The organism is Archangium gephyra (assembly GCF_049060025.1).
Classification (GTDB): Bacteria; Myxococcota; Myxococcia; order Myxococcales; family Myxococcaceae; genus Archangium; species Archangium gephyra_A.
Map to the genome: position 1 here is coordinate 6,501,530 of NZ_JBMEQQ010000002.1, position 19,367 is coordinate 6,520,896.

The following is a 19,367-nucleotide window of genomic DNA, read 5'->3' on the forward strand; positions in this document are numbered from 1 at the left end:
GCCACTGGCCCTGGGAGCGCCGGAAGCTCGAAGAGGCCCTTGCGCGTGGCGACGAAGATGCGATCCGACATGATCAACCCCCTGAGAGTGCCTGCATGACGTAGATGTCGGCGGTCTCGCCGAGCGGTTCATCCTGGCCCGAGCGGTCGCGAAGCTGGCCGCCATTCACGAAGACGACGACGTGGTGGCGCAGCGCGCCCTGTTCATCGAGCACGTAGCCGCGCACCTGGGGATGGCGGGTGAAGTATTGCTCGAGGGCCTCGCGAACGGTGGCCCCGCCCACCGTTTCCGAGGGGCACGGGACATGACGCTGGAGACTCGAGGTGAAGGAGATGCGCGGCACGGCGGCGCACCCTAGCATCGGAGGCGCTACCGCCGGAACACGGAGCCGCCCTTCATGACGAAGCGGACGCGGCGCAGCGCGGAGATGTCGACGGTGGGGTCTCCCTCGACGGCGACGAGGTCGGCGAGCAGCCCCTCCTTCACCCCTCCCCTCGCCCTCTGGGAGAGGGACGGGGTGAGGGTGCACGGGCCCGTCCTCCCCGCTGTGCGCCCCTACGAGGAGCTCACTCGTCCTGTTCGATGGCGGAGGCGTCCTTGCCGAAGGGAGGCTCGAAGGCGCCGGAGAGCTGACGCTCCTTGAGGTCCTTGTCGCGCTCAAGGTCGGCGTAGGTCATGCCGGGGGACTCGGAACCGGGACGAGGCGCCTCTTCTTCGGAATGCCCACGGAAACGCGACGACAGCTTCTGCCAGATGCTCATGGGGAGACCTCCTGGCAGACAGGATGCGCACGACGGAAACGAGGCTCCCACTCTCCCCCGCCTGGAGCACGGCCGGGCCCAGCGGGACTCAGGCCCGCCCCGAGGCGCGTGGGAAGAGGATGTTGTTCTCCAGGTGGATGTGCTCGTGCAGTTCACGCTCGAGCGCCTCGAGCCCATTCCACAGCGCGCGCCACGTGTTGCAGGCCCCCGGGGGTACCTCGTAGTTGCCCGTCAGCTCGCGCAGCCGCACGAGCAATTGCCCGGCCTGCTCGTGCTCGAACATCATCCGCTCGATGGGCCCGCCCTGCGGCACCGGGCGCCCGGAGAGAATCCACGGGAAGAGGATTCGCTCCTCCTTCTCCATGTGCGGCTCGAGCTCGTCCTTGAGCAGCACGAAGGTGTCGGCGAGCTGGGAGAGCCGCTCCGGATCCTTCTCTCCGTGCACGCGCAGCACCTTGAGCGCCATGCCGTGCAGCCGGCGCAGCTCCTCGCGCAGCGGCTCGTGGTAGTGCGCCACGATGTGCTGGATGAGCTCGGCCTGGCTGCGCTCCGTCCAGGCGACGGGTTCCCCCGCCCCCCGCTCGAGCTCCTGCTGGATTTCCCGCAGGACTTCCTGGGGATCGAGGCCGCGGCGGCGGCACGCCTCCTCGAGCGTCTTGCCGCCGCCGCAGCAGAAGTCGATGCCCCGGCGGGAGAAGACACGGGTGGAGGAGGGACGGGAGGCGGCCAGCTCACCGACGGTGGTGGTGGGCGTGAGCGCGAAGGGGCTTGAGAGGGATTGCATGAGGCCTTCCTGGTCCAGGTGTCCAAGGGGAGGACAGCAAGTGCCGGGCCAGCCCCCCACCCGTCCCGCATCCACCTGCCGGAGGCCTCCCGGGCGCGCAGGGACTGCACTCTCCGGCTCTCCTCGCGCAAAATATGCATATTAAATACAACATTTAGAGCCGGAGCCCCTGGGGCCGCCCGTGGCATGGGGCTCGCACAGCATGGGCCGAAGTCATCGGACATGCGGGTGTACACCCGGCATGCGCGTTCCTACCTTGGCGCGTCGCCGAGGCCCCCCTCCCCACCGGGCGCGCCGTGCCCATGACGCCACAGGAGCCGCGCATGAAGAAGCTCTGGATTGCCTTCGCCGCCGTCCTCATCGCCTCGTTCGCCGTGCTGGGCTGGGTGGGCGTGCGCGTCTACCAACAGGCGCCGCCCGTCCCGCAGCGGGTGGTGACGACGGACGGGCAGCAGCTCTTCGGGCCCGGAGAAATCCAGGCCGGTCAGAACGTCTGGCAGGCCATGGGAGGCATGGAGGTGGGCTCCATCTGGGGCCACGGCAGCTACGTGGCGCCGGACTGGACGGCGGACTGGCTGCACCGCGAGGCCCTCTTCATTCTCGACGCCTGGGCCCGGGCCGAGCACGGCGCGGGCTACGACACCCTGGCCCGGCCCCAGCAGGCCGCGCTGCGCGAGCGCCTCACGGAGCTCATGCGCACCAACACCCATGACGAGGCCACCGGCACCCTCACGCTGGACCCGGTGCGCGCTCGCGCCTTCGAGGCCAACCAGGCGCACTACGCGGACGTCTTCACCCGCGGACGCCCCGAGTACGCCATTCCCTCGGGCGCGGTGACGGACCCGGCCCAGTTGCGGCTGCTCTCGGGCTTCATCTTCTGGAGCGCCTGGGCCGCGGGCACCGAGCGTCCGGGCGACAGCGTCACCTATACGAGCAACTGGCCCCACGAGCCGCTCATCGGAAACATCCCCACGGGCGACACCGTGGTGTGGACGGGCGTGAGCATCATCCTGCTGCTGGCCGGCATCGGCGCCATGGCCTTCTACTACGCCTCCCGTCCGGCCGAGGCGCCCCTGGGGGAGGTGCCGGCGGATGATCCCCTGCTCGCCCTGCAACCCACGCCCTCCCAGCGCAGCGTGGTGAAGTACTTCTGGGTGGTGTCGGGCCTGTTGCTGCTGCAGATCCTCCTGGGCGTCGTCACGGCGCACTACGGGGTGGAGGGCTCGGGCTTCTACGGCATTCCGCTGGACCAGATACTGCCCTACAGCGTGACGCGCACCTGGCACACGCAGCTCGGCATCTTCTGGATCGCCACGGCGTGGCTCGCCACGGGCCTCTACATTGGCCCGGCGGTGGGTGGGGTGGAGCCCAGGGGCCAGCGGCTGGGCGTCAACGTGCTCTTCGGCGCGCTGTTGGTGGTGGTGCTGGGCTCCATGGCGGGCCAGTGGCTGAGCGTGAAGGGCTACCTGGGCACCGGGGACGCCTGGTTCTACCTGGGCCACAGCGGCTACGAATACATCGACCTGGGCCGGCTCTGGCAGGTGGGCCTGCTGGTGGGCCTCTTCCTCTGGCTCTTCCTCGTGGTGCGGGCCATCCGCCCGGCGCTGAAGCGCGAGGACGAGCAGCGCCCCATCCTCACCCTCTTCCTCATCAGCTCCGCGGCCATCGCGAGCTTCTACTTCGCGGCGCTCGGGGCCGGGCGCGGCACCAACCTCGCGGTGGCCGAGTATTGGCGCTGGTGGGTGGTGCACCTGTGGGTGGAGGGCTTCTTCGAGGTGTTCGCCACCGTCGTCATCGCCTTCCTCTTCGCGCGCCTGAAGCTGCTGAGCCTGCGCACGGCGGGCGAGGCCACCGTGCTGTCCGCCACCATCTTCCTGTCGGGCGGCATCATCGGCACGCTGCACCACCTGTACTTCTCCGGCACCCCCACGGTGGTGATCGCGCTCGGCTCGGTGTTCAGCGCGCTGGAGGTGGTGCCGCTGCTCTTCGTGGGCTACGAGGCGTGGCACAACCTCAAGCTGACGAACGTCTCGCCCTGGGTGCGCAACTACCGCTGGCCCATCTACTTCTTCATCTCGGTGGCCTTCTGGAACCTGGTGGGCGCGGGCCTCTTCGGGTTCATGATCAACCCGCCCATCGCGCTCTATTACATGCAGGGCCTCAACACGACGCCCGTGCACGGCCACGCCGCGCTCTTCGGCGTCTACGGCATGCTGGGCATCGGGCTGATGCTCTTCTGCCTGCGGGCGTTGGATCCCCTCCAGCCGTGGAACGAGCGGCTGCTGCGCTTCTGCTTCTGGTCCATCAACGCGGGCCTCATGGGCATGGTGGTGCTCAGCCTGCTGCCGGTGGGGTTGATGCAGACGTGGGCCTCGGTGGAGCACGGCTACTGGTATGCGCGCAGCGCCGAGTTCCTCCAGACGCCCGTGATGAACGCGCTGCGCTGGATGCGCGTGCCCGGCGACACGCTCTTCGCGCTGGGCGCCGTGGGGCTCGTCCTCTTCGTGCTGCAGGTGGGCCGGAGCCGCCCGGTGCGTCGGGCGGTGTCCGACGCGCCTCCCGATGACCGGACCCCCGCCAGGTAGGCCGGTCATCGGGGCGTAGGATCCGCCTGGCCTTCATGGACGGCCCCCTCCGCGCTGAGCATCGGACGCTCCCATGCCTGCCCGCTTGGATGGCACGTGCAATGCGGCACGCTTTGGAAGAAGAAGAGTCACACAGCGCGCCGGGAGGCGCGAAGGACGGTCAGGCGGAAGATGCACGAGGTGACTGCGGGGGCAGCCGGGAAGGTGGCATCGAGGCTGGAGCTGTCGGCGGGAGCGCTGGCGGCGAACGTGGCGACGCTGCGCAAGCTGTCGGCGGACGTGGGAGGGCCGAGGGCACTGGGAGCGGTGCTGAAGGGCAACGCGTACGGCCACGGGCTGACGCAGATGCTGCCGCTGGTGCACCCGCTGGTGGACGTCCTGTACTTCATCACGCCGGGGGACGCGCTGACGGTGCGGGCCTTCGAGCAGACGAAGGGCCTGCAACGCAAGCAGGTGCTGGTCATCGGGGCCACGGACGCGGAGGAGGCGGTGGCGCTGGCGCGAGCGGGGGTGGAGGTGGTGGTGGGGGACGGCTCGTGGAGGGAGACGGTGGAGGAGCTGCGCCGGGCGAAGCTGGAGCATCCGCTGCGGGCGCACGTGCACGTGGACACGGGGCTGGGGCGCGAGGGCTTCACGCCGGGGCAGATAGCGGGGGGCGAGCTGGACTTCCTGCGCGAGGCGGCGGACGTGCTGCGGGTGGTGGGAGTGCTGAGCCACTTCGCGAACACGGAGGACGTGACGGAGCAGACGTACGCCGAATCCCAGCTCGACGTCTTCGAGGGTGGGCTGATGGCGCTGAGGGCGAGCGTGCCGGTGGAGGAGCCGTTGCAGCGGCACATGGCGGCGAGCGCGGCGACGCTGGTGCTGCCGAGGGCGCGCTACGACGCACAGCGGGTGGGCATCTCGCTCTATGGGCTGTGGCCGTCGACGGAGACGAGACTGTCGGCGCGGCTGGTGTTGGGGCGGGTGCCGGAGTTGAGGCCGGTGCTGTCGTGGAGGTGCCCGAGCCAGGTGGTGAAGTGGCTCCCTGCGGGGAGCTACGTGGGGTACGGGTGCACGTACCGGTGCCCCGAGGCGACGCGGGTGGCGATCCTCCCGGTGGGGTACTTCGACGGCTACGCGCGGCTGATGTCGGGCAAGGCGCACGTGCTGGTGAACGGGAGACGGTGCCCGGTGCTGGGGCGGATCATGATGAACCACATCATCGTGGACGTGACGCGGGCGACGCACGACGAGCGGCCGCTGACGGCGACGCTGATTGGCAAGGACGGGGACGAGCACCTGCACGTGGAGAACCTGGCGGACTGGGCGCAGACCATCCACTACGAGTTCGCGACGCGGCTGGGAGCGCACCTGCGCCGGGTCGTGGTGCCCTGAGCTGAGGGTCGCTCCCCCCGCTACCTCAACACCGGGGTACAGCCAAAGACAGACATATCCTCGGTGACGGTGGAGCAGGACCACCCGGGTCCACAGGCCTGGGGGTCCACGGGGTCGCACTGACGAAAGCACGTACTCGCGGTGGCGCTCCCCATGCCGCAGACGTTCCCGCTGGAGCACGAGCCGGGAAGCATGGGATTGCAGACCTGGGCGCACCAGAAGACAGCGCGGCCCCGGGACATGCGCATGTTGCAGCGCTCGCCCTCGGGGCACGGGGTGTCACGGCAATCTCCCTGGGAGGCCGCGAGACACTGGTACTCGTCCTCCCGGACGCGGGCGCACTGTTGCCCATCGGGGCACCCGAGCCTCCTGACAGTCCGGGAAGCACCCGGGGCCCTCCAGGCCTTCGGTACAGACGAAGCCCGAGGCACAGCGCACGCTGCCATCCAGGGAGCACGGCGTGGAGCACACCTGGTTGACGCAGCGCAGGCCCTCGCGGCAGGAACCCGCGGGCGAGACGGGCAGCGAGTCACACGGCTCGCCCTCGCGGCGCACCCCCTCGGGGGCACAGCGGCGGATGAGGGTGGCGCCGGTGGCGCCGGTGGTGACGGTGCGGCACACGGTGCCGGGGAAGCAGTGGACATCCTCCTCGCACTCGGAGGCCATGCATTCGAAGCGGCGCGTCTCGCGGTTGGCCACGCACCCCTGCCCGGCGGGACAGTCCCCATCGGTGCTGCAGCTTCCACAGTCGAACCCCGCCCCCTCCCGGGTGCAGCGCATCGCCGAGACCGGCAGCCCGTCCGGCGCGAGTTCCTGTGAAGACAGCGGCAGGACGGTCGCGGAAGGGGGAGGCGGAGAAGGAGGCACCTCGGGAGGAGCGGCCGGCGCACCATGTAAGGGGCGGGGCTGCATCCAGGAGGGGACGGCCTTCACCAGCCGCGAGGCGGAGGAAGCCGCGAAGCTCGCATCGAGCACGGAGGCTCCATGGAGGAGGGCTCGAGGCCGGGCGGACTGGCGGGGGAGGACGAGGGACCCCTCGGGAGGTTCCCACGGGCCGGGGCCGGGAGAAGCGGTGGCGAGCTGCCAGAGGAAGACCGCCATGCCTCCGAAAGCGAACGCGAGCGCGAATCGCTTCGGGCGTGTCCGCTCACGCATGTGCTGCGCCTCTCATGTCATCCCCTCCGTGAGGTGGCGTTCCATTCACGGTGCGATGGGCCTCCGGGGCACACCCCCCGCATTATCCGAGGGAGGCGTGACGCGGTTCCGCACCAATCCTCATGACCCGATCGCTTCACTCAGCAGGCGTTGATCTCACAACACATGAGGGCACCTCCATCCGGCGAGCACCCGCAGGGCGAGCAGTTCCAGCATTCCTTCTGCATCGCATAGGCCGCCCCCCCGGCGAGAGCGGCAGCAGCGCCAATGGCCAACATCCAACGGCGCCAGTACGTCTTCCTGTTCATTTCCATGACGTCCTCCCGGCTCACGACTGCACTCACGGCTCCGCTCTCACAGCGCGACGCCCTTCCGTCCCCGCAGCTCCAGCTCGAACCGGGCCGGCCCGTCCTCGGGCAGGGCCGGGGTGACGACGACGAGCCACCCCCACCCACCGGGCGGGAGCAACCCGGGCCCCATGCGCAGGGCCAGCACCTCCACCTCCCCGCCTCCCGCGGCATGACGCACGCGGACCTCGCCGGGCTCCCAGGGCCGCAGCGGATCCGGATTCCTCACGCGCACCACGAAGCCGGACAGTCCACCGGCGTGGAACAGGCGCCGCTCCACCTCGAGCCCCGCGTCCGGCTGCCACGCGTCTGACAGGGGCAGCGGCCCGGAGCGCGCGGCCAGCACCAGCATGGACTCCGCGAGCCGTCCGGCCCGGCCCTCGCCCCGGCGCGAGCGCTGCCGCTCGGGCCACTCCACGCTGGCGCCGCGTGCGCCCCACACGCGCTCGCGCCACACCGCGGACACGACCGTTGGCACTTCACGCATCCGGACGGGAGCGGCCACGCCCCGGGAGACGCGGACCTGCACGTCCACCTCGGAGGCGCCGGCGGCGAGCTCGAAGGGCACCTCGGTGCCGTCGGAGAGCACGGCCCGGAGCGTCACGCGCTCACCGCCGGGGAGCTCCTCGCGCGGGGTGACGACGAGGAAGCCATTGCCCACCACCAGGGGCTCGAAACGCCCGAGCCCGTCCTCCAGGCGCGTGCGCTCCGCGTCCAGGGCGGTGTCGAAACGGATCCGCGTCGCCGTCCTGGCGGCCACACGTACCTCCTCGACCCGACCCGTCACCCCGACTGCACGCAGCCTCGGCTTGCGAAAGCCTTGCTGCGCCTCCTGCCCCTCTGCGGAGACACGCGTGGTCAGGAACAGCATGACGCAGAGAGTCATCTCTGCGAGTCCTGACCTCATGCGTCACCCAACCTATGCAGCAGGGCCTGACATGCCAACTCCATCCCACGGGCAATGAAACGTGAAAAACGTTATAATCGTGCAATGCGGCACAGTTCCCGTGCGCGCAGGCTCCCCACCCCAAAACAAGGAGTAGAAATCATGCGGCTGCGTCATTCCCTTTCACTGACGGGTGCGCTGTTGTTGGGCTCGCTCGTTCCCGGTTGCGGTCCCGCCGAGGATCTGGAGGCCCCGGCCGAGACCCCGGTGCAACAGGTTGCTACCGCCGAGGAGACGGGCAGCACGGAGCAGGCGGCGGTGTCCACGTCTGGCTTTACCTCGCACTTCCGCACATGGCTGTCGGCCAATGGCTATGAGCCCACGTACAACCTGGTGCGCGCGGACCTCGTGGGCGGCAGCTACGGCGGCAAGGCGAGCAGCTCGGACACGGTGGTGAACCAGCCGGTCATCTTCATCCACGGCAACTCGGACAAGGCGATTGGCACGGGCAAGCTGGGCCAGTCGGGCTGGAATGCCTCCATCGAGTTCTTCCTGTCCAAGGGCTACAAGACGAGCGAGCTGTACGCGACGACGTGGGGCCCGGCGGACGCCTCCCTGTCGGCGTACCAGTACCACTCGAAGACGAACGTGATGAAGGTGCGCAAGCTCATCGAGGCGGTGAAGGCCTATACGGGCGCCGCCAAGGTGGACATCATCGCGCACTCCATGGGCGTGACGCTGGCGCGCAAGGCGGTGCTCGGCGGCTACGCCACGGACTCGCTGGAGGGCGGCCAGTACTACATCGGCCCGTCGCTGACGGCCTCGGTGGACACCTTCGTGGGCATCGCGGGCGCCAACCTGGGCCTGACCTCGTGCTATCAGACGGGTCCCGGCACGCCCACGTGCGGCAGCACCAACGGCCTGTACCCGGGTTACTGGAACGGGTTGGGCGTGAGCGGCCGCTCGGCGTACCTCAACAACCTGCTGGCCAGCAGCGGCTACGAGGGTGCCTTCCGCTACACCATCTGGTCCACCGCGGATGAGGTCATCGGCTACGACGGGCTCGTCTACGGCCAGTACACCTCGCGCATCCCGGGGCAGATGGGCGAGAAGGTCTACTCGGGCTACCCGTATGGCCACTTCAACTCGAAGGACCTCACGCAGAACGTGCAACTCAACATGGTGAAGTACCACACCATCCCGTAGTGGCGCGCCGGGCGGGGGACGATGGAAAGTCCCCCGCTCCGGTGTCTGTCTTTACTGTTGCGAGCCGCCGCCGGACTCCAGGCCCTCGAGGAACGCGAGCACCTGCGCGTTGTAGTCCTGGGGGCAGTCCATCTGGACGGTGTGGCCGCAGCGCTCCAGGCCCACCAGCTTCGAGCCGGGGATGTTCTCGTGGCCGTAGCGCATGATGTCGGCCACCTCGCCCCCGTGGAGGAAGGGATTGGGGATGAGGCGATCGTCCTCGCCGTAGATGATGAGGGTGGGGACGGAGACGCGGTTGAGGCTGTCGCGCACGAAGTCATTGTGGGCGAGGCCATTCACGGTGCGCACGTTGGCGTAGGCGTAGGAGTCGAACTCGGGGCTCTTGGCCACGCGCACGCGCTCCTCGATGAGCCAGTCGAGCTCGGGCCGCCAGCGCTCGAAGTTGGACTGGCGCACGCTGCCCCAGATGGCGGCCTCGGGCGAGCCCTTGATGAGGGCGGTGCTGAAGGAGCGCTGGAACCAGGCCTTCTCCCTCGGGCTGAACTTCTCGAAGCCGGCGGGGGACGTGAGGACGATGGCCTTCACGTCCTCGGGGTAGCGCAGGGCGTAGGAGAGCGCCGTCTGCCCGCCCATGGAGTGGCCCACGAGGATGGGCTTCTGCACGCCGAGCTTCTGGGCGAGCTCATGCACCGCATCGCCCATGGCCTCCATGGTGTAGGGGAAGGAGGCGGGCTTGTCGGACTTGCCATAGCCGGGCAGGTCCACGGCGATGACGCGGTAGCCCTGCGCGGCGAAGGCGTCGAGCTGGTAGCGCCAGAACTTCAGGTACGAGCCCAGGCCGTGGATGAAGAGGACGGTCTGCTGTCCCTCCGGGTTGAGCTCGACGTAGGCGACCTCGGGCACCTGCTTCGTGCCATGGGTGGCGGCGGTCTCGGGCAGGGCCAGGCGCTGGAGGGGCCAGGGCTTGCCGTCGGGAGAGGAGTAGTCGAAGTCCTGGAAGGACAGGGGTGGGCGCGCGTTGTACGAGGTGGCGCAGCCGGTGGAGAGGCTCGCGAGCGCGAGCAGGCCGAGAGCACGAGTCTTCATGGTCAGAACGCGTACCAGGTGAAGGTGGTGAAGGCGGCCCACGGGTTGGCGGTGACGCGCGGGTTCCCGTTGTAGAAGTCGCCGCGGAACATGTAGCCGCCGTGCAGACCCACGGTCATGAGGTAGCGGAAGGTGTAGCGCAGCTCGGCGTTGATCTCCGTGCCGATGACGCGGCCGCGCGCCACGCCCGCGGTCTCCTCGGGCGGAGTGACGCTGCTGCGCGCATGGCCCACGCCCAGCTTGAGGTTGAGCTTGTTGGGGATGAGGTCATACGCGCCGGTGGCGATGACGCTCTGCAGACCGAAGCCCTGGTTGGAGATGTCCGTCACCGCGCCCGTGTAGTTGTTCACCGTGCTGGTGAACGGGAACAGGATGAGCATCTTGTGGTTGAACCACACCGCCCCCGGCAGGCCGTACTGGTTGAGGGTGAAGGCGCTGGAGTAGCGGTTGTCCGCGAGGTCCGCGTCGCCCGTGGAGAACATGCCCTCGAGCGTCACCATGTCACTGCTGGTGCGCCCGAAGTTGTAGAGCAGCTCCAGGTTGGCGGACAGGCCGCTGATGTCCACCCGCTGGTTGAGCGCGGTGTCCGCACGGTTCGAGACGAACTGGCCCCCGTTGTACATGAGGAAGCCGGAGGCGCCGAACCGGCCGGTGCGGAAGTCGATGTTGTGATTGAAGTTGAGGCCCGCCCAGCCGACCCAACCGGAGGGCCGGTCGATGGACAACCGCGGCACGCCGGTGAAGTTGCCCAGGCTGCTGGAGGACGGGCCGCTCTTCACCAGGCCCTCGAAGGCGTAGGCATCGCCCTTGGTGTCGTCGCGCAGGTACCACAGCGAGGCGCCCACGTTGGTGCCGGGCGCCACCGGGTAGGTGTAGTCGGCCATGCCCAGCCAGACGAACTTGAGCCGGGGGTCGTTGAACTCCGCCTTGTCCGCCTGCACGCTGCCCAGCGGCAGCAGGCTCAGGCGCGACTGGCCCTTGAGGTGGTTGCTGAAGACGGACAGGCCGGTGGCGTCACTGCCCAGAAAGGTCAGCTTGTAACCGGTGCGGATGATGTCGCCGAGCGGGGCGCGCGTCGGGTCGTAGACCGAGTCGTAGACGGGCTGGGTACCAATCAGCAGGGTGAGCTGGCTGGGGTTCCTCGTCGGGTAGAGGGCGACGTTGACGTTCTTCGTCTGGATGTTGACCTGGTCGGCGTTGAAACCGCCGCCCTCGTTCTGCTGCACGGCATTGGCGGCGCGGCCCCAGAGGTAGTCCACCTCGAACTGGGCGCGGAAGCTGGCCAGGCCGTCGACGAAGTGCGGGCTGTATTCGATGACCGGAATCCAGCGCTGCTCGACGTAGAAGGCCGGGGCGTTCTCCACGCGTATGCCGCTGCCGGCCACCCCGCCGATGGGCCCCAGTGACACGCCCTTGAGGCCCGTCGGGTCCCCGAGCTGGTTGGTGGCGGTGACGCGGGTGAAGAAGTAGTTGATGAGGACGAACTCGCGAGGCTCCGCGTCCTCCTCGCGGTTCTTGGCCTCGTACCAGTCGGCGTAGGCCCCGGGCAGCGGCGTGCTCTGTCCCCACGCGGGGAAGGAGAGCACGGCCGAGCCCAGCGTCAGCGCCAGCGCGCATCCGCGTACCGCAGTCCTGCAGGTTGCTTCAGGAAGCCACCGCCACGTCATACGTGTCTCGTCTCCGGAGGGGGAAGGAGGATGCGCGCTGGGAGATGCCGTACTACTGGGCGATGAACGTCTGCACGGCGTTGCCAGTGAAGGGCTGGCCGTTGAGCGTCACCGTCGCCGCGCCCACCTCGCCGTCCGCGCAGCGGTGGCCGGTGGCCTGGCCGAGGAAGAAGCTCCAGCTTGAGCGTCCTGCCATCCGCGCTCAGGCTGCCACGGCCCTCCTGGCCGAAGCCGTTGTAGGTGAACGTGGCGTCGAAGCAGCTCAGGTCCGCCTTGGCGTTCTCGATGAGCACGGCCGTGGAGGTGAACTGCGCCGTCGCGCCGGCGGCCTCGTGGTCACAGGTGCCAATGTCGAACTGCTTGGGCGCGTCACGCAGGGTGCCCAGCACGCTGGTGACGGTATAGGTGTTGTTGCCCACCTGCATGGTGGTCTTGCTGTAGCACTGGGTGGAGCCCTCGAGGTTCATGTCCTCGTTGAAGCCATTGGGGTGGCTGGGGATGTTCGCCCCCTCCATCACCAGCGTCTTGCCCTCGAGCTTCGTGCCCACCTGCGTGTTGGGGTCCACCGGGGTCGGCTCCACCGGATCACAGCCCACCACGCCCATGGTGCACAGCATCACCGCCGACAGCAGTTGCTTCTTCATGTGACTCTCTCCCCCGGCGTGTGCCGGCTCGATTGACACGACATGTCTGGGATTTCCCCGTGGAGGCCCAGCGGGGAAGACCCTCACCCTGGCCCTCTCCCAGAGGGAGAGGGGAGGTGCTCAGCTTACGCCAGCCGCGATGGCCCGCTCACGCAGCTCGCGCTTGAGAATCTTGCCCGCCGCGGACACCGGCAGGGACGCCACCAGCTCCACCTGTTTGGGCACCTTGTAGCGGGCCACCCGGCCGCGCAGGTGCTCCAGCAGCGCCTCGGACGTGGCCTGGGCGCCCGGCTTGAGCACCACGAAGGCCCGGCCCACCTCGCCCCATTTGGGGTCGGGCACGCCCACCACCGCGCAGGCCTGCACGGCGGGGTGCTCGTAGAGCACCGTCTCCAGCTCGAGCGGGTACACGTTCTCCCCGCCGGAGATGAACATGTCCTTCTTGCGCCCGTTGATGAAGTAGAAGCCGTCCGCGTCGCGGTGCGCCAGGTCGCCCGTGTGCAGCCAGCCGTCCGCGTCGATGGCCTCGGCCGTGGCCTCCGCGTTCTCGAAGTAGCCCGAGCACATGGAGGGGCCCTTGAGGATGAGCTCGCCCGTGGCGCCCTCGGGCACGTCGCGGCCGTCGTCGTCCACCAGGCGCGCGTCGATGAAGTAGTTGGGCCGGCCGATGGAGCCCGCCTTGGACACGGCGAACTCGGGGCCCATGCTGAAGAGGCCGGGGCCGAACTCCGTCATGCCGAAGCCCTGCTTGAAGGGCACCTGGTGCACCGCCTGCCAGGACTGCAGCAGCGGCACCGGCAGCGGCGCGCCACCGCTCGTCACGAAGCGCACGCTGGAGAGGTCCGCCGAGCGGAAGCGCGGCGAGTCATACATCTGCTGGTACTGCGTGGGCACCGCGAAGAAGAGCGTCACCTTCTCGCGCTCCACCAGCCGCAGCATCTCCTCGGCGTCCCAGCGGCGCATGAGCACCACGGTGCCGCCACAGGTGAGCAGCGGCACCGTGTAGACGAGCAAGCCGCCCGTGTGGAACATGGGCGTGTGCGTCACCGTGACGTCCCCGGGCCGCACCTCGTGGATGAGCGTGTTGAGCGTGTTCCACGCCACCATCCGGTAGCTGATGCGCGCCCCCTTGCTCTTGCCCGTGGTGCCGCCGGTGAAGAGCAGGGCGATGATGTCCTCCTCGCTCACCCGCGGGTTCGTCACCCGGGAGGCGGACACGTGCGCGAGCGTCTGGGCATACGGAATGCTCGCGGGCACCCCCTGCCCCTCCAGGTGGACGAGCTTCAGCCCGCCGCCCACCTGCTGGTGCACGGTGGCGACGCCGTCGCGGAAGTCATCGCTGAAGAGGAGCACGCGCGGGCCGGTGTCGCGCACCAGTTCCGTCAGCTCCTGCGCGTGCAGGCGCCAGTTGTAGGGGACGAAGATGGCGCCCAGCTTGCCGCAGGCGAAGAGGACATCCAGGTACTCCACGCCGTTGTGGGCCACCAGCCCCACCCGGTCGCCCCGGGACACACCGGCCACGTCCCGCAGCCAGCCCGCGAGCGCCTCGGCGCGCGCATTCATCGCCCGGTAGGTGAAGCGGCCGGCCTCTCCCCTGGCCACGTCCACCACCGCGGTGTGCTCGGGCCAGTACATGGCCCCCCGGCCCATCCAATCGCCGATGAACATGCTTCGTCCCCTCCCGAGGTGTTTGGCTCAGGCCGTCCAGCGGTAGAGCGCCGAGGCCATCGCGAGGCCGCCGCCGCTGGCGCACAGCGCCACCAGGTCGCCCTTCTTGATGCGGCCCTGCACCACCGCGTCATCCAGCGTCATGGGGATGCAGGCCGAGCCCGTGTAGCCCCACTTGTCCATCGTCCAGTTCGTCTTGGACATGGGCTGCTCCAGCACCTTCATCGTGGCCTCGATGGTGCGCAGGTTGAGCTGGGTGAAGACGAAGTGGTCCACGTCGTTCATCGTCAGCTTCGCCCGCTCCAGGAGCTGCTTGAGCAGCATGGGCCAGCGCTCGGTGTTGAACGTCGCGGGGAACTTGCGCACGAACTGCACCGACGGCTTGCCGTTGGTGAGCTCCAGCGTCTCCGGCGTGGCCGGGCGGTACGTGCCGCCGGTGTAGACGCCCAGCGCGTCATGGTACTCGCCGGCCGCCAGCAGCTTCGCGCCCATGAAGCCGGGCTTGTCACTGGCGCCCAGCACCACCGCGCCCGCGCCATCCGCGAAGAGCGTGCAGGTCTTCTTGTCCTTCCAGTTGATGTACCGGCTCATGCCGTACGCACCCACCACCAGGATGCGCTGGTAGCTGTCGTCCGCGGCGATCGTCTTGCTCGCCACGTCCAGCGCCGTCACCCAGCCCGCGCACGCGGCGTTGATGTCGTACGTGCCCGCGTTGCTCGCGCCCAGCTTCGCCTGCACCGCCGAGGCCGTGGCCGGGCTCAGGTAGTCCGGCGTGTCCGTGGAGATGATGATGAGATCCAGCTCCTGCGGCTTCACGCCCGCGCGCTCCAGGGCCTGCTTCGCCGCGGCCACGCACAAGTCGCTCGTCACCTGGTTGTCCGCCATCAGGTGGCGCTGCTTGATGCCCACGTTCGTCTGGAGCCACTCGTCCACCGGCTCGCCGATGATGCGCTCCACGTCGGCGTTGGTGAGGACCTTCTCGGGGACATAGCGGCCGGTGGCCAGGATGTTGGCGTATCTCATCGGGTCGTCTTGCTCCGCGGAGCGCGCACCTTGCGCGGCCCCTTCTTGCTGCCGGTGTCGCCGCCGGCAGAACGTGCGTCCATGCCGTGGCGGATGAAGTCCATGGCGGTGTCCAACACGTGCTCCAGGCCGCCCTTCTTGTCCCAGAGCACCCACCGCATGCCCAGGAAGTCGCCAATGCCCATCAGGCAGTAGGCCAGCGCCTCCGAGTCCATGCGCCGCACCTCGCCCTTCGCCATGGCGCGCTCCAGGCCCGTCACGTAGCCCTCGGCGAAGCGGTCGTAGTAGCGCCGGTAGCACGCCTCATCCACGAACTCCGCCTGACGGACGATGCGGTACAGGTTGTGGTGGCGGCTCACGAACTGGAAGAAGGTGCGCAGGCCCTCGCGCTCCACTTCAATCCGGTCCTCGCACTCCACCACCGCCTCGGAGATGAGCCGGCGCAACCGCGCTCCCAGCTCGTCCACCACCTCGACGAAGATGGACTGCTTGTCCGGGAAATAGACGTAGAAAGTTCCCAGCGCGACCTCCGCCTCGCGGGTAATATCCGCGATGGAGGCGTGCTCGTAGCCCTTCTCCCCGAAGACGGTCTCCGCCGCCAGCAGCAGCCGCTGGCGCGTGCGCTGGCCTCGCGGGGTCGCTGGAACGATGCGCTCGGCTGGCGAAGTTGAAGACCGATTCATCTTTCAACCTTGCGTAACACTCCCCTCGCGGTATTGTCAAAAACTGTCATTCATCCGCTGGCGCATGGACATGCAACGCATTGCGTCAGCCAGAGAGGGAACGCATGCAGCTCAAGGACTTGAAGGTCATCGTCACGGGCGGCGCTCAGGGCATGGGCGCGCACTTCGCCACGCAGCTCAAGGAGGCCGGGGCGCAGGTGGCCGTGGGTGACGTGAACGAGGAGCGGCTCGCGGCGCTGCCCGCGGGCATCCACCGCCGCCGCCTGGACGTGTCCAAGGAGGAGGACTGCGTCGCCTTCGTGCAGTGGGCTCACGAGTCCATGGGCGGCCTCAACGGCCTCATCAACAACGCCGGCATCCTCCGCGACTCACTGCTGGTGAAGAAGGACCGCACCACGGGGGAGATCAAGAAGCTGTCCACCGCGGACTGGAACGCCGTCATCGGCGTCAACCTCACCGGCGCGACCTTCATGGTGCGCGAGGTGGTGGCGAAGATGGTGCAGACGGACCAGCGCCCCGGCGTCATCGTCAACATGAGTTCCATCGCCCGGCACGGTAACCGCGGGCAGAGCAACTACGTGTCCGCCAAGGCCGCGCTGGCCGCCAACACCTTCACCTGGGCGCGCGAGTTCGCTTCCTTCGGCATCCGCGTGGGCGCCGTGGCCCCCGGCATGGTGGAGACGCCCATGACGCAGGGCATGAACCAGAAGGCCCGGGACGCCCTGGTGGCCAACATCCCCGTGGGCCGCATCGGCCTGCCCGAGGACCTGTGGCTGGCCGTGAAGTTCGTCCTCGAGTGCGACTACTTCAACGGCCGCACCATCGACGTGGACGGCGGCCTCACGATGTAGGTTTGTGGACGGGCCGGCGCGGAATGGGGTCAGACCCATCCGCCCGGCTCGTGCGTTTCAGGGATATGGGGGGGACATCCGGCACAGCGCAGGCGGCACCGGGAGGGCAGGCGGGCAAGCACGCGCAGCGCCCCGTACCCGAGGCCAACAAAAAAGGGTGCAAGGTGGGACTTCTTCGCCCAAACGCAACCGCAACAAGCGTTCAGGGGGTTGCCGCTTGGAAGTCAAGTGAGTAAATCATTTCCAGTCGGGAATAGACGGGACGCTCGGAAGGTCGAGCACGGCAGGCGGGACGCGCCATCCCAGGCGGCGGGCCCCGCGAGTCGAGGGAGCCGAGCGAACCGTGGGCAGTCCGCTACTCCCGGCGTCGAGGGGAACCTCGAGCCCCGCTCAGGTGTCTGAACTGAGGGGCTGGCTCAGGTGTACATCTCGAGCGCGGCCGTGCGACCGGCATCGAACTCGCGCGAGCTCTGAAGCTGCTCCAGGACCCGGGGCGTGCAGTAGAGCGTCACCATCTCGGTGGAGCCCGGCTCGCTGATCCACCTGACAGCGCCCATCAGGTGATGGGACTGCAGGAAGTTCAGCACCGAGTCGCGGAACTGCTTGCTCTGCTCGCACGCACTCTTGTGCACGAGCGAGCGGTCGCGGGTGATGGACGGCTGCCAGGCAGCTCCGGGGACTTCCCGGGGCATGACCATGGCCTCGATCCACCCCTGCGAGCCCTCCACGCGGGAGCCCGGCAGCGGAGTGACCGCGGAGATCTTCGGGAAACGGCCGGAGGCCCGGCGCGGCGATGTGGCTGTCTTCCTGCTCATCCTGCTTCCTCCCGCAGGCCCGGCGCTTACCTGCCGCCGGCCCTGGTAGCCGCCATCACTTGTAGACCGCCAGACCCCTGCCCGCGCGCCCAGAAGGCGTCTTGGGCAGCTTCAGCACATTGTCCAGAATCAAATCCCTGACTTCAAGTGCCGTCAAGTCCGGGGAACGGCAGCGATATAGCGCGGCGAGACCAGCGACGTAAGGGGCGGCCATGCTCGTTCCGCTCATTCGTTCATAGAACGCCTGATTGTTACACCTTCGTTCTGTGCTCGAATAGACGTTCACGCCATAACCCATCACGTCGGGAACAGATCGCTGGCTCACCACGCCGCTGGCCGAAAAGCTGGCCACCCGCCGCGAGAAGTCGACCGCCCCCACGGCCAGGGCTTCTGGGAAGGCCGCTGGGTAGCCGGCCGTCCCAGCGCCTCCATTGCCGGCCGCCACGATGGGCAGGACGTTGGAGTCCACCAACCGGCGCAGCAGTGTCTGCAGCGCGCGGATGTTGAGACGGTACTCCATGTCACTGACACCTTGAGGCGGTTGCACGGGGAACCCCAGGGACATGTTCACCACCGCCGGACGGGTGGCGTTCTCAGGACGTGAGAACTGGTGTAGCAGCCATTCCATGCCGGCGGCTACACGGCCCAGGCTCGTGCGTATGCTTTCGGACTCGATGACCGAGGCGACGTAGAGGTCCACCTCGGGCGCCACGCCGTGGAACTGGCCGGCGGCGATACCGGCCACGTGCGTGCCGTGCCCATCCGGGTCGAAGCCGCGCACGTCCCGCGCCGGGTTGTGCGGCGAGTTGGGGAAGAGCGAGACGTAGCGGAACTGGATGACGCGGTCCTGGTGCTCCGGGTGGTCCGCGTCCACGCCCGTGTCGAGGATGCCCAGCATCACGCCGGCACCCTTGATGCCCTGGGCGTGGGCGGAGTTGATGCCGCACTCCTCGGGCCACTCGCGGTTGACGAGCGAGGACAGGCCGCGGTTGCGCGGGCCGAGCTGCCCCGCGGACACCGGGCCCGGGAAGGTGAGCTGCACCGTGTCCGGGATGAACTCGAAGTCGCGCCCGAGCTCCTCCTTGGCGATCCGCTCGGCCTGCTCCGAGGTGAAGTGCGCCATGGTGGCGCCGATGAGCGGCATGTGGCGGTAGGTGCCCACGTCCGAGGCGGACGCCGGCTCCATCACCGGGCCATCGTTGTTCACTGCCACCTGGACTTCGTTCTTGCCGCGGCCCTTCGCGGACTTCGCCGCCGGCTTCTTCTTGCCAGAGGTGGGGGGCGCGCTCACCTCGGGCAGACGCCCGGGCAGCGTGGCGGAGCGCAACCCGAGGGTGCGCAGCATGTCCGGCGCCCGCCCGCTGATCATGAACTGAAGGGCGGTGGTGCGCTGCAACACGCGCTCTCCCTGCTCCGTGCCCCGCACGCCCGGATGGGCGTGGGTCTCGATCGACTCCTTCGGCACCAGGAGGTAGGACTTCATGATGGGTTCGCTCCTTTACAGAATAGCGACTGGACTGACTGCCCGGCGGCCACAGCCTGGTGCCGGCCACTCCCAGACGGAGCCGGGGTGGGACACCGTCTTCGTTCACACCGTCGGCTCACAGTGCGACTAGAGCGGCCACCCCTGACATGAATCGCGGGTATCCCCGCTCTGGACGTCATCGGCCCCCCGTGCGTTCCAGTGGATGACTCTCCCAACGTACGAAACCGGAAAGCATTCACAGGTGGGAAGCGTAATACGAACCGTGACAGGTCGGAAAATAGCGGCCGGGTGGAGTGTCCGCTGGGAAGATTGCGCTCGCCTGCCTGCTTCCAGAGGCCTTGGG

General features: G+C 68.5%; 17 protein-coding genes. 4 read left to right on the forward strand and 13 right to left on the reverse strand.

All coding sequences use genetic code 11. The annotated features are described in order from the left end of the window. Positions 1-73: 73 nt before the first annotated feature. The 3 genes from ACN28I_RS28190 to ric all read right to left on the reverse strand — a co-directional run bounded on the left by ACN28I_RS28190 (position 74) and on the right by ric (position 1,545). A complete protein-coding gene (locus ACN28I_RS28190) occupies positions 74-343 on the reverse strand; it encodes a MoaD/ThiS family protein (protein ID WP_420945017.1) in 270 nt (89 codons plus the stop codon). A 223-nt stretch (positions 344-566) separates the two neighbouring features. Further along, positions 567-761, reverse strand: a complete 195-nt coding sequence (locus ACN28I_RS28195) for a hypothetical protein (protein WP_420945018.1) — start codon at positions 759-761, stop codon at positions 567-569. An 88-nt stretch (positions 762-849) separates the two neighbouring features. After that, positions 850-1,545: an iron-sulfur cluster repair di-iron protein gene (gene ric, locus ACN28I_RS28200; RefSeq protein WP_420945019.1), complete on the reverse strand. Its 696-nt coding sequence runs from the start codon at positions 1,543-1,545 to the stop codon at positions 850-852. A gap of 323 nt (positions 1,546-1,868) precedes the next feature. Between ric and ACN28I_RS28205 the strand changes: the two genes are divergently transcribed. Both ACN28I_RS28205 and alr read left to right on the forward strand, forming a co-directional pair. After that, a complete protein-coding gene (locus ACN28I_RS28205; protein WP_420945020.1) occupies positions 1,869-4,130 on the forward strand; it encodes a nitric-oxide reductase large subunit in 2,262 nt (753 codons plus the stop codon). Positions 4,131-4,301: 171 nt separating this feature from the next. Beyond that, the gene (gene alr, locus ACN28I_RS28210; RefSeq protein WP_420945021.1) at positions 4,302-5,507 is read left to right on the forward strand and encodes an alanine racemase; all 1,206 of its coding nucleotides are present in this window, start codon (positions 4,302-4,304) and stop codon (positions 5,505-5,507) included. Positions 5,508-5,786: 279 nt separating this feature from the next. Here the strand turns inward: alr and ACN28I_RS28215 are convergent, their stop codons facing one another. Together ACN28I_RS28215 and ACN28I_RS28220 are read right to left on the reverse strand one after the other, a co-directional pair. Then, a complete protein-coding gene (locus ACN28I_RS28215; RefSeq protein ID WP_420945022.1) occupies positions 5,787-6,482 on the reverse strand; it encodes a hypothetical protein in 696 nt (231 codons plus the stop codon). 534 nt (positions 6,483-7,016) lie between these two features. After that, positions 7,017-7,916: a DUF2381 family protein gene (locus ACN28I_RS28220; protein WP_420945023.1), complete on the reverse strand. Its 900-nt coding sequence runs from the start codon at positions 7,914-7,916 to the stop codon at positions 7,017-7,019. Between the two features lie 141 nt (positions 7,917-8,057). On the opposite strand from ACN28I_RS28220, the gene ACN28I_RS28225 reads away from it, so the two are divergent. Continuing rightward, a complete protein-coding gene (locus ACN28I_RS28225) occupies positions 8,058-9,101 on the forward strand; it encodes a lipase family protein (protein WP_420945024.1) in 1,044 nt (347 codons plus the stop codon). 51 nt (positions 9,102-9,152) lie between these two features. On the opposite strand, the gene ACN28I_RS28230 is transcribed toward ACN28I_RS28225, so the two are convergent. The 6 genes from ACN28I_RS28230 to ACN28I_RS28255 form a co-directional block, all read right to left on the reverse strand. Beyond that, a complete protein-coding gene (locus tag ACN28I_RS28230) occupies positions 9,153-10,187 on the reverse strand; it encodes an alpha/beta fold hydrolase (RefSeq protein WP_420945025.1) in 1,035 nt (344 codons plus the stop codon). A gap of 2 nt (positions 10,188-10,189) precedes the next feature. After that, positions 10,190-11,854, reverse strand: coding sequence for a hypothetical protein (locus tag ACN28I_RS28235; protein WP_420945026.1), 1,665 nt, complete (start codon positions 11,852-11,854; stop codon positions 10,190-10,192). Beyond that, the gene (locus tag ACN28I_RS28240) at positions 11,851-12,498 is read right to left on the reverse strand and encodes a hypothetical protein (protein WP_420945027.1); all 648 of its coding nucleotides are present in this window, start codon (positions 12,496-12,498) and stop codon (positions 11,851-11,853) included. The genes ACN28I_RS28235 and ACN28I_RS28240 overlap by 4 nt, the downstream gene beginning before the upstream one ends. Positions 12,499-12,618: 120 nt before the next feature. Next, on the reverse strand, positions 12,619-14,166 hold the full coding sequence (locus ACN28I_RS28245) for an acyl-CoA synthetase (RefSeq protein WP_420945028.1): 1,548 nt from the start codon (positions 14,164-14,166) through the stop codon (positions 12,619-12,621). A gap of 27 nt (positions 14,167-14,193) precedes the next feature. Next, positions 14,194-15,189: a 3-oxoacyl-ACP synthase III family protein gene (locus ACN28I_RS28250; RefSeq protein ID WP_420945029.1), complete on the reverse strand. Its 996-nt coding sequence runs from the start codon at positions 15,187-15,189 to the stop codon at positions 14,194-14,196. Then, positions 15,186-15,872, reverse strand: coding sequence for a TetR/AcrR family transcriptional regulator (locus ACN28I_RS28255; RefSeq protein WP_420945030.1), 687 nt, complete (start codon positions 15,870-15,872; stop codon positions 15,186-15,188). The genes ACN28I_RS28250 and ACN28I_RS28255 overlap by 4 nt, the downstream gene beginning before the upstream one ends. A 104-nt stretch (positions 15,873-15,976) precedes the next feature. On the opposite strand from ACN28I_RS28255, the gene ACN28I_RS28260 reads away from it, so the two are divergent. Continuing rightward, positions 15,977-16,723 (forward strand): SDR family oxidoreductase, encoded by a 747-nt coding sequence (locus ACN28I_RS28260; RefSeq protein WP_420945031.1) that lies wholly within the window; start codon positions 15,977-15,979, stop codon positions 16,721-16,723. 416 nt (positions 16,724-17,139) lie between these two features. Here the strand turns inward: ACN28I_RS28260 and ACN28I_RS28265 are convergent, their stop codons facing one another. Both ACN28I_RS28265 and ACN28I_RS28270 read right to left on the reverse strand, forming a co-directional pair. Further along, on the reverse strand, positions 17,140-17,538 hold the full coding sequence (locus ACN28I_RS28265; protein ID WP_420945032.1) for a hypothetical protein: 399 nt from the start codon (positions 17,536-17,538) through the stop codon (positions 17,140-17,142). Positions 17,539-17,593: 55 nt separating this feature from the next. Then, positions 17,594-19,021 carry a S8 family peptidase gene (locus ACN28I_RS28270; protein WP_420945033.1) on the reverse strand — a complete coding sequence of 476 codons (1,428 nt, stop codon included), beginning with the start codon at positions 19,019-19,021 and terminating at the stop codon, positions 17,594-17,596. Positions 19,022-19,367: the final 346 nt, after the last annotated feature.

Bases quoted from the DNA above. Each gene is read 5' to 3' on its own strand.
- ACN28I_RS28195 (WP_420945018.1), bottom strand. From the start codon at position 761: ATGAGCATCTGGCAGAAGCTGTCGTCGCGTTTCCGTGGGCATTCCGAA.
- ric (WP_420945019.1), bottom strand. From the start codon at position 1,545: ATGCAATCCCTCTCAAGCCCCTTCGCGCTCACGCCCACCACCACCGTC.
- ACN28I_RS28205 (WP_420945020.1), top strand. From the start codon at position 1,869: ATGAAGAAGCTCTGGATTGCCTTCGCCGCCGTCCTCATCGCCTCGTTC.
- alr (WP_420945021.1), top strand. From the start codon at position 4,302: ATGCACGAGGTGACTGCGGGGGCAGCCGGGAAGGTGGCATCGAGGCTG.
- ACN28I_RS28220 (WP_420945023.1), bottom strand. From the start codon at position 7,916: ATGAGGTCAGGACTCGCAGAGATGACTCTCTGCGTCATGCTGTTCCTG.
- ACN28I_RS28225 (WP_420945024.1), top strand. From the start codon at position 8,058: ATGCGGCTGCGTCATTCCCTTTCACTGACGGGTGCGCTGTTGTTGGGC.
- ACN28I_RS28230 (WP_420945025.1), bottom strand. From the start codon at position 10,187: ATGAAGACTCGTGCTCTCGGCCTGCTCGCGCTCGCGAGCCTCTCCACC.
- ACN28I_RS28235 (WP_420945026.1), bottom strand. From the start codon at position 11,854: ATGACGTGGCGGTGGCTTCCTGAAGCAACCTGCAGGACTGCGGTACGC.
- ACN28I_RS28240 (WP_420945027.1), bottom strand. From the start codon at position 12,498: ATGAAGAAGCAACTGCTGTCGGCGGTGATGCTGTGCACCATGGGCGTG.
- ACN28I_RS28245 (WP_420945028.1), bottom strand. From the start codon at position 14,166: ATGTTCATCGGCGATTGGATGGGCCGGGGGGCCATGTACTGGCCCGAG.
- ACN28I_RS28250 (WP_420945029.1), bottom strand. From the start codon at position 15,189: ATGAGATACGCCAACATCCTGGCCACCGGCCGCTATGTCCCCGAGAAG.
- ACN28I_RS28255 (WP_420945030.1), bottom strand. From the start codon at position 15,872: ATGAATCGGTCTTCAACTTCGCCAGCCGAGCGCATCGTTCCAGCGACC.
- ACN28I_RS28260 (WP_420945031.1), top strand. From the start codon at position 15,977: ATGCAGCTCAAGGACTTGAAGGTCATCGTCACGGGCGGCGCTCAGGGC.
- ACN28I_RS28265 (WP_420945032.1), bottom strand. From the start codon at position 17,538: ATGAGCAGGAAGACAGCCACATCGCCGCGCCGGGCCTCCGGCCGTTTC.
- ACN28I_RS28270 (WP_420945033.1), bottom strand. From the start codon at position 19,021: ATGAAGTCCTACCTCCTGGTGCCGAAGGAGTCGATCGAGACCCACGCC.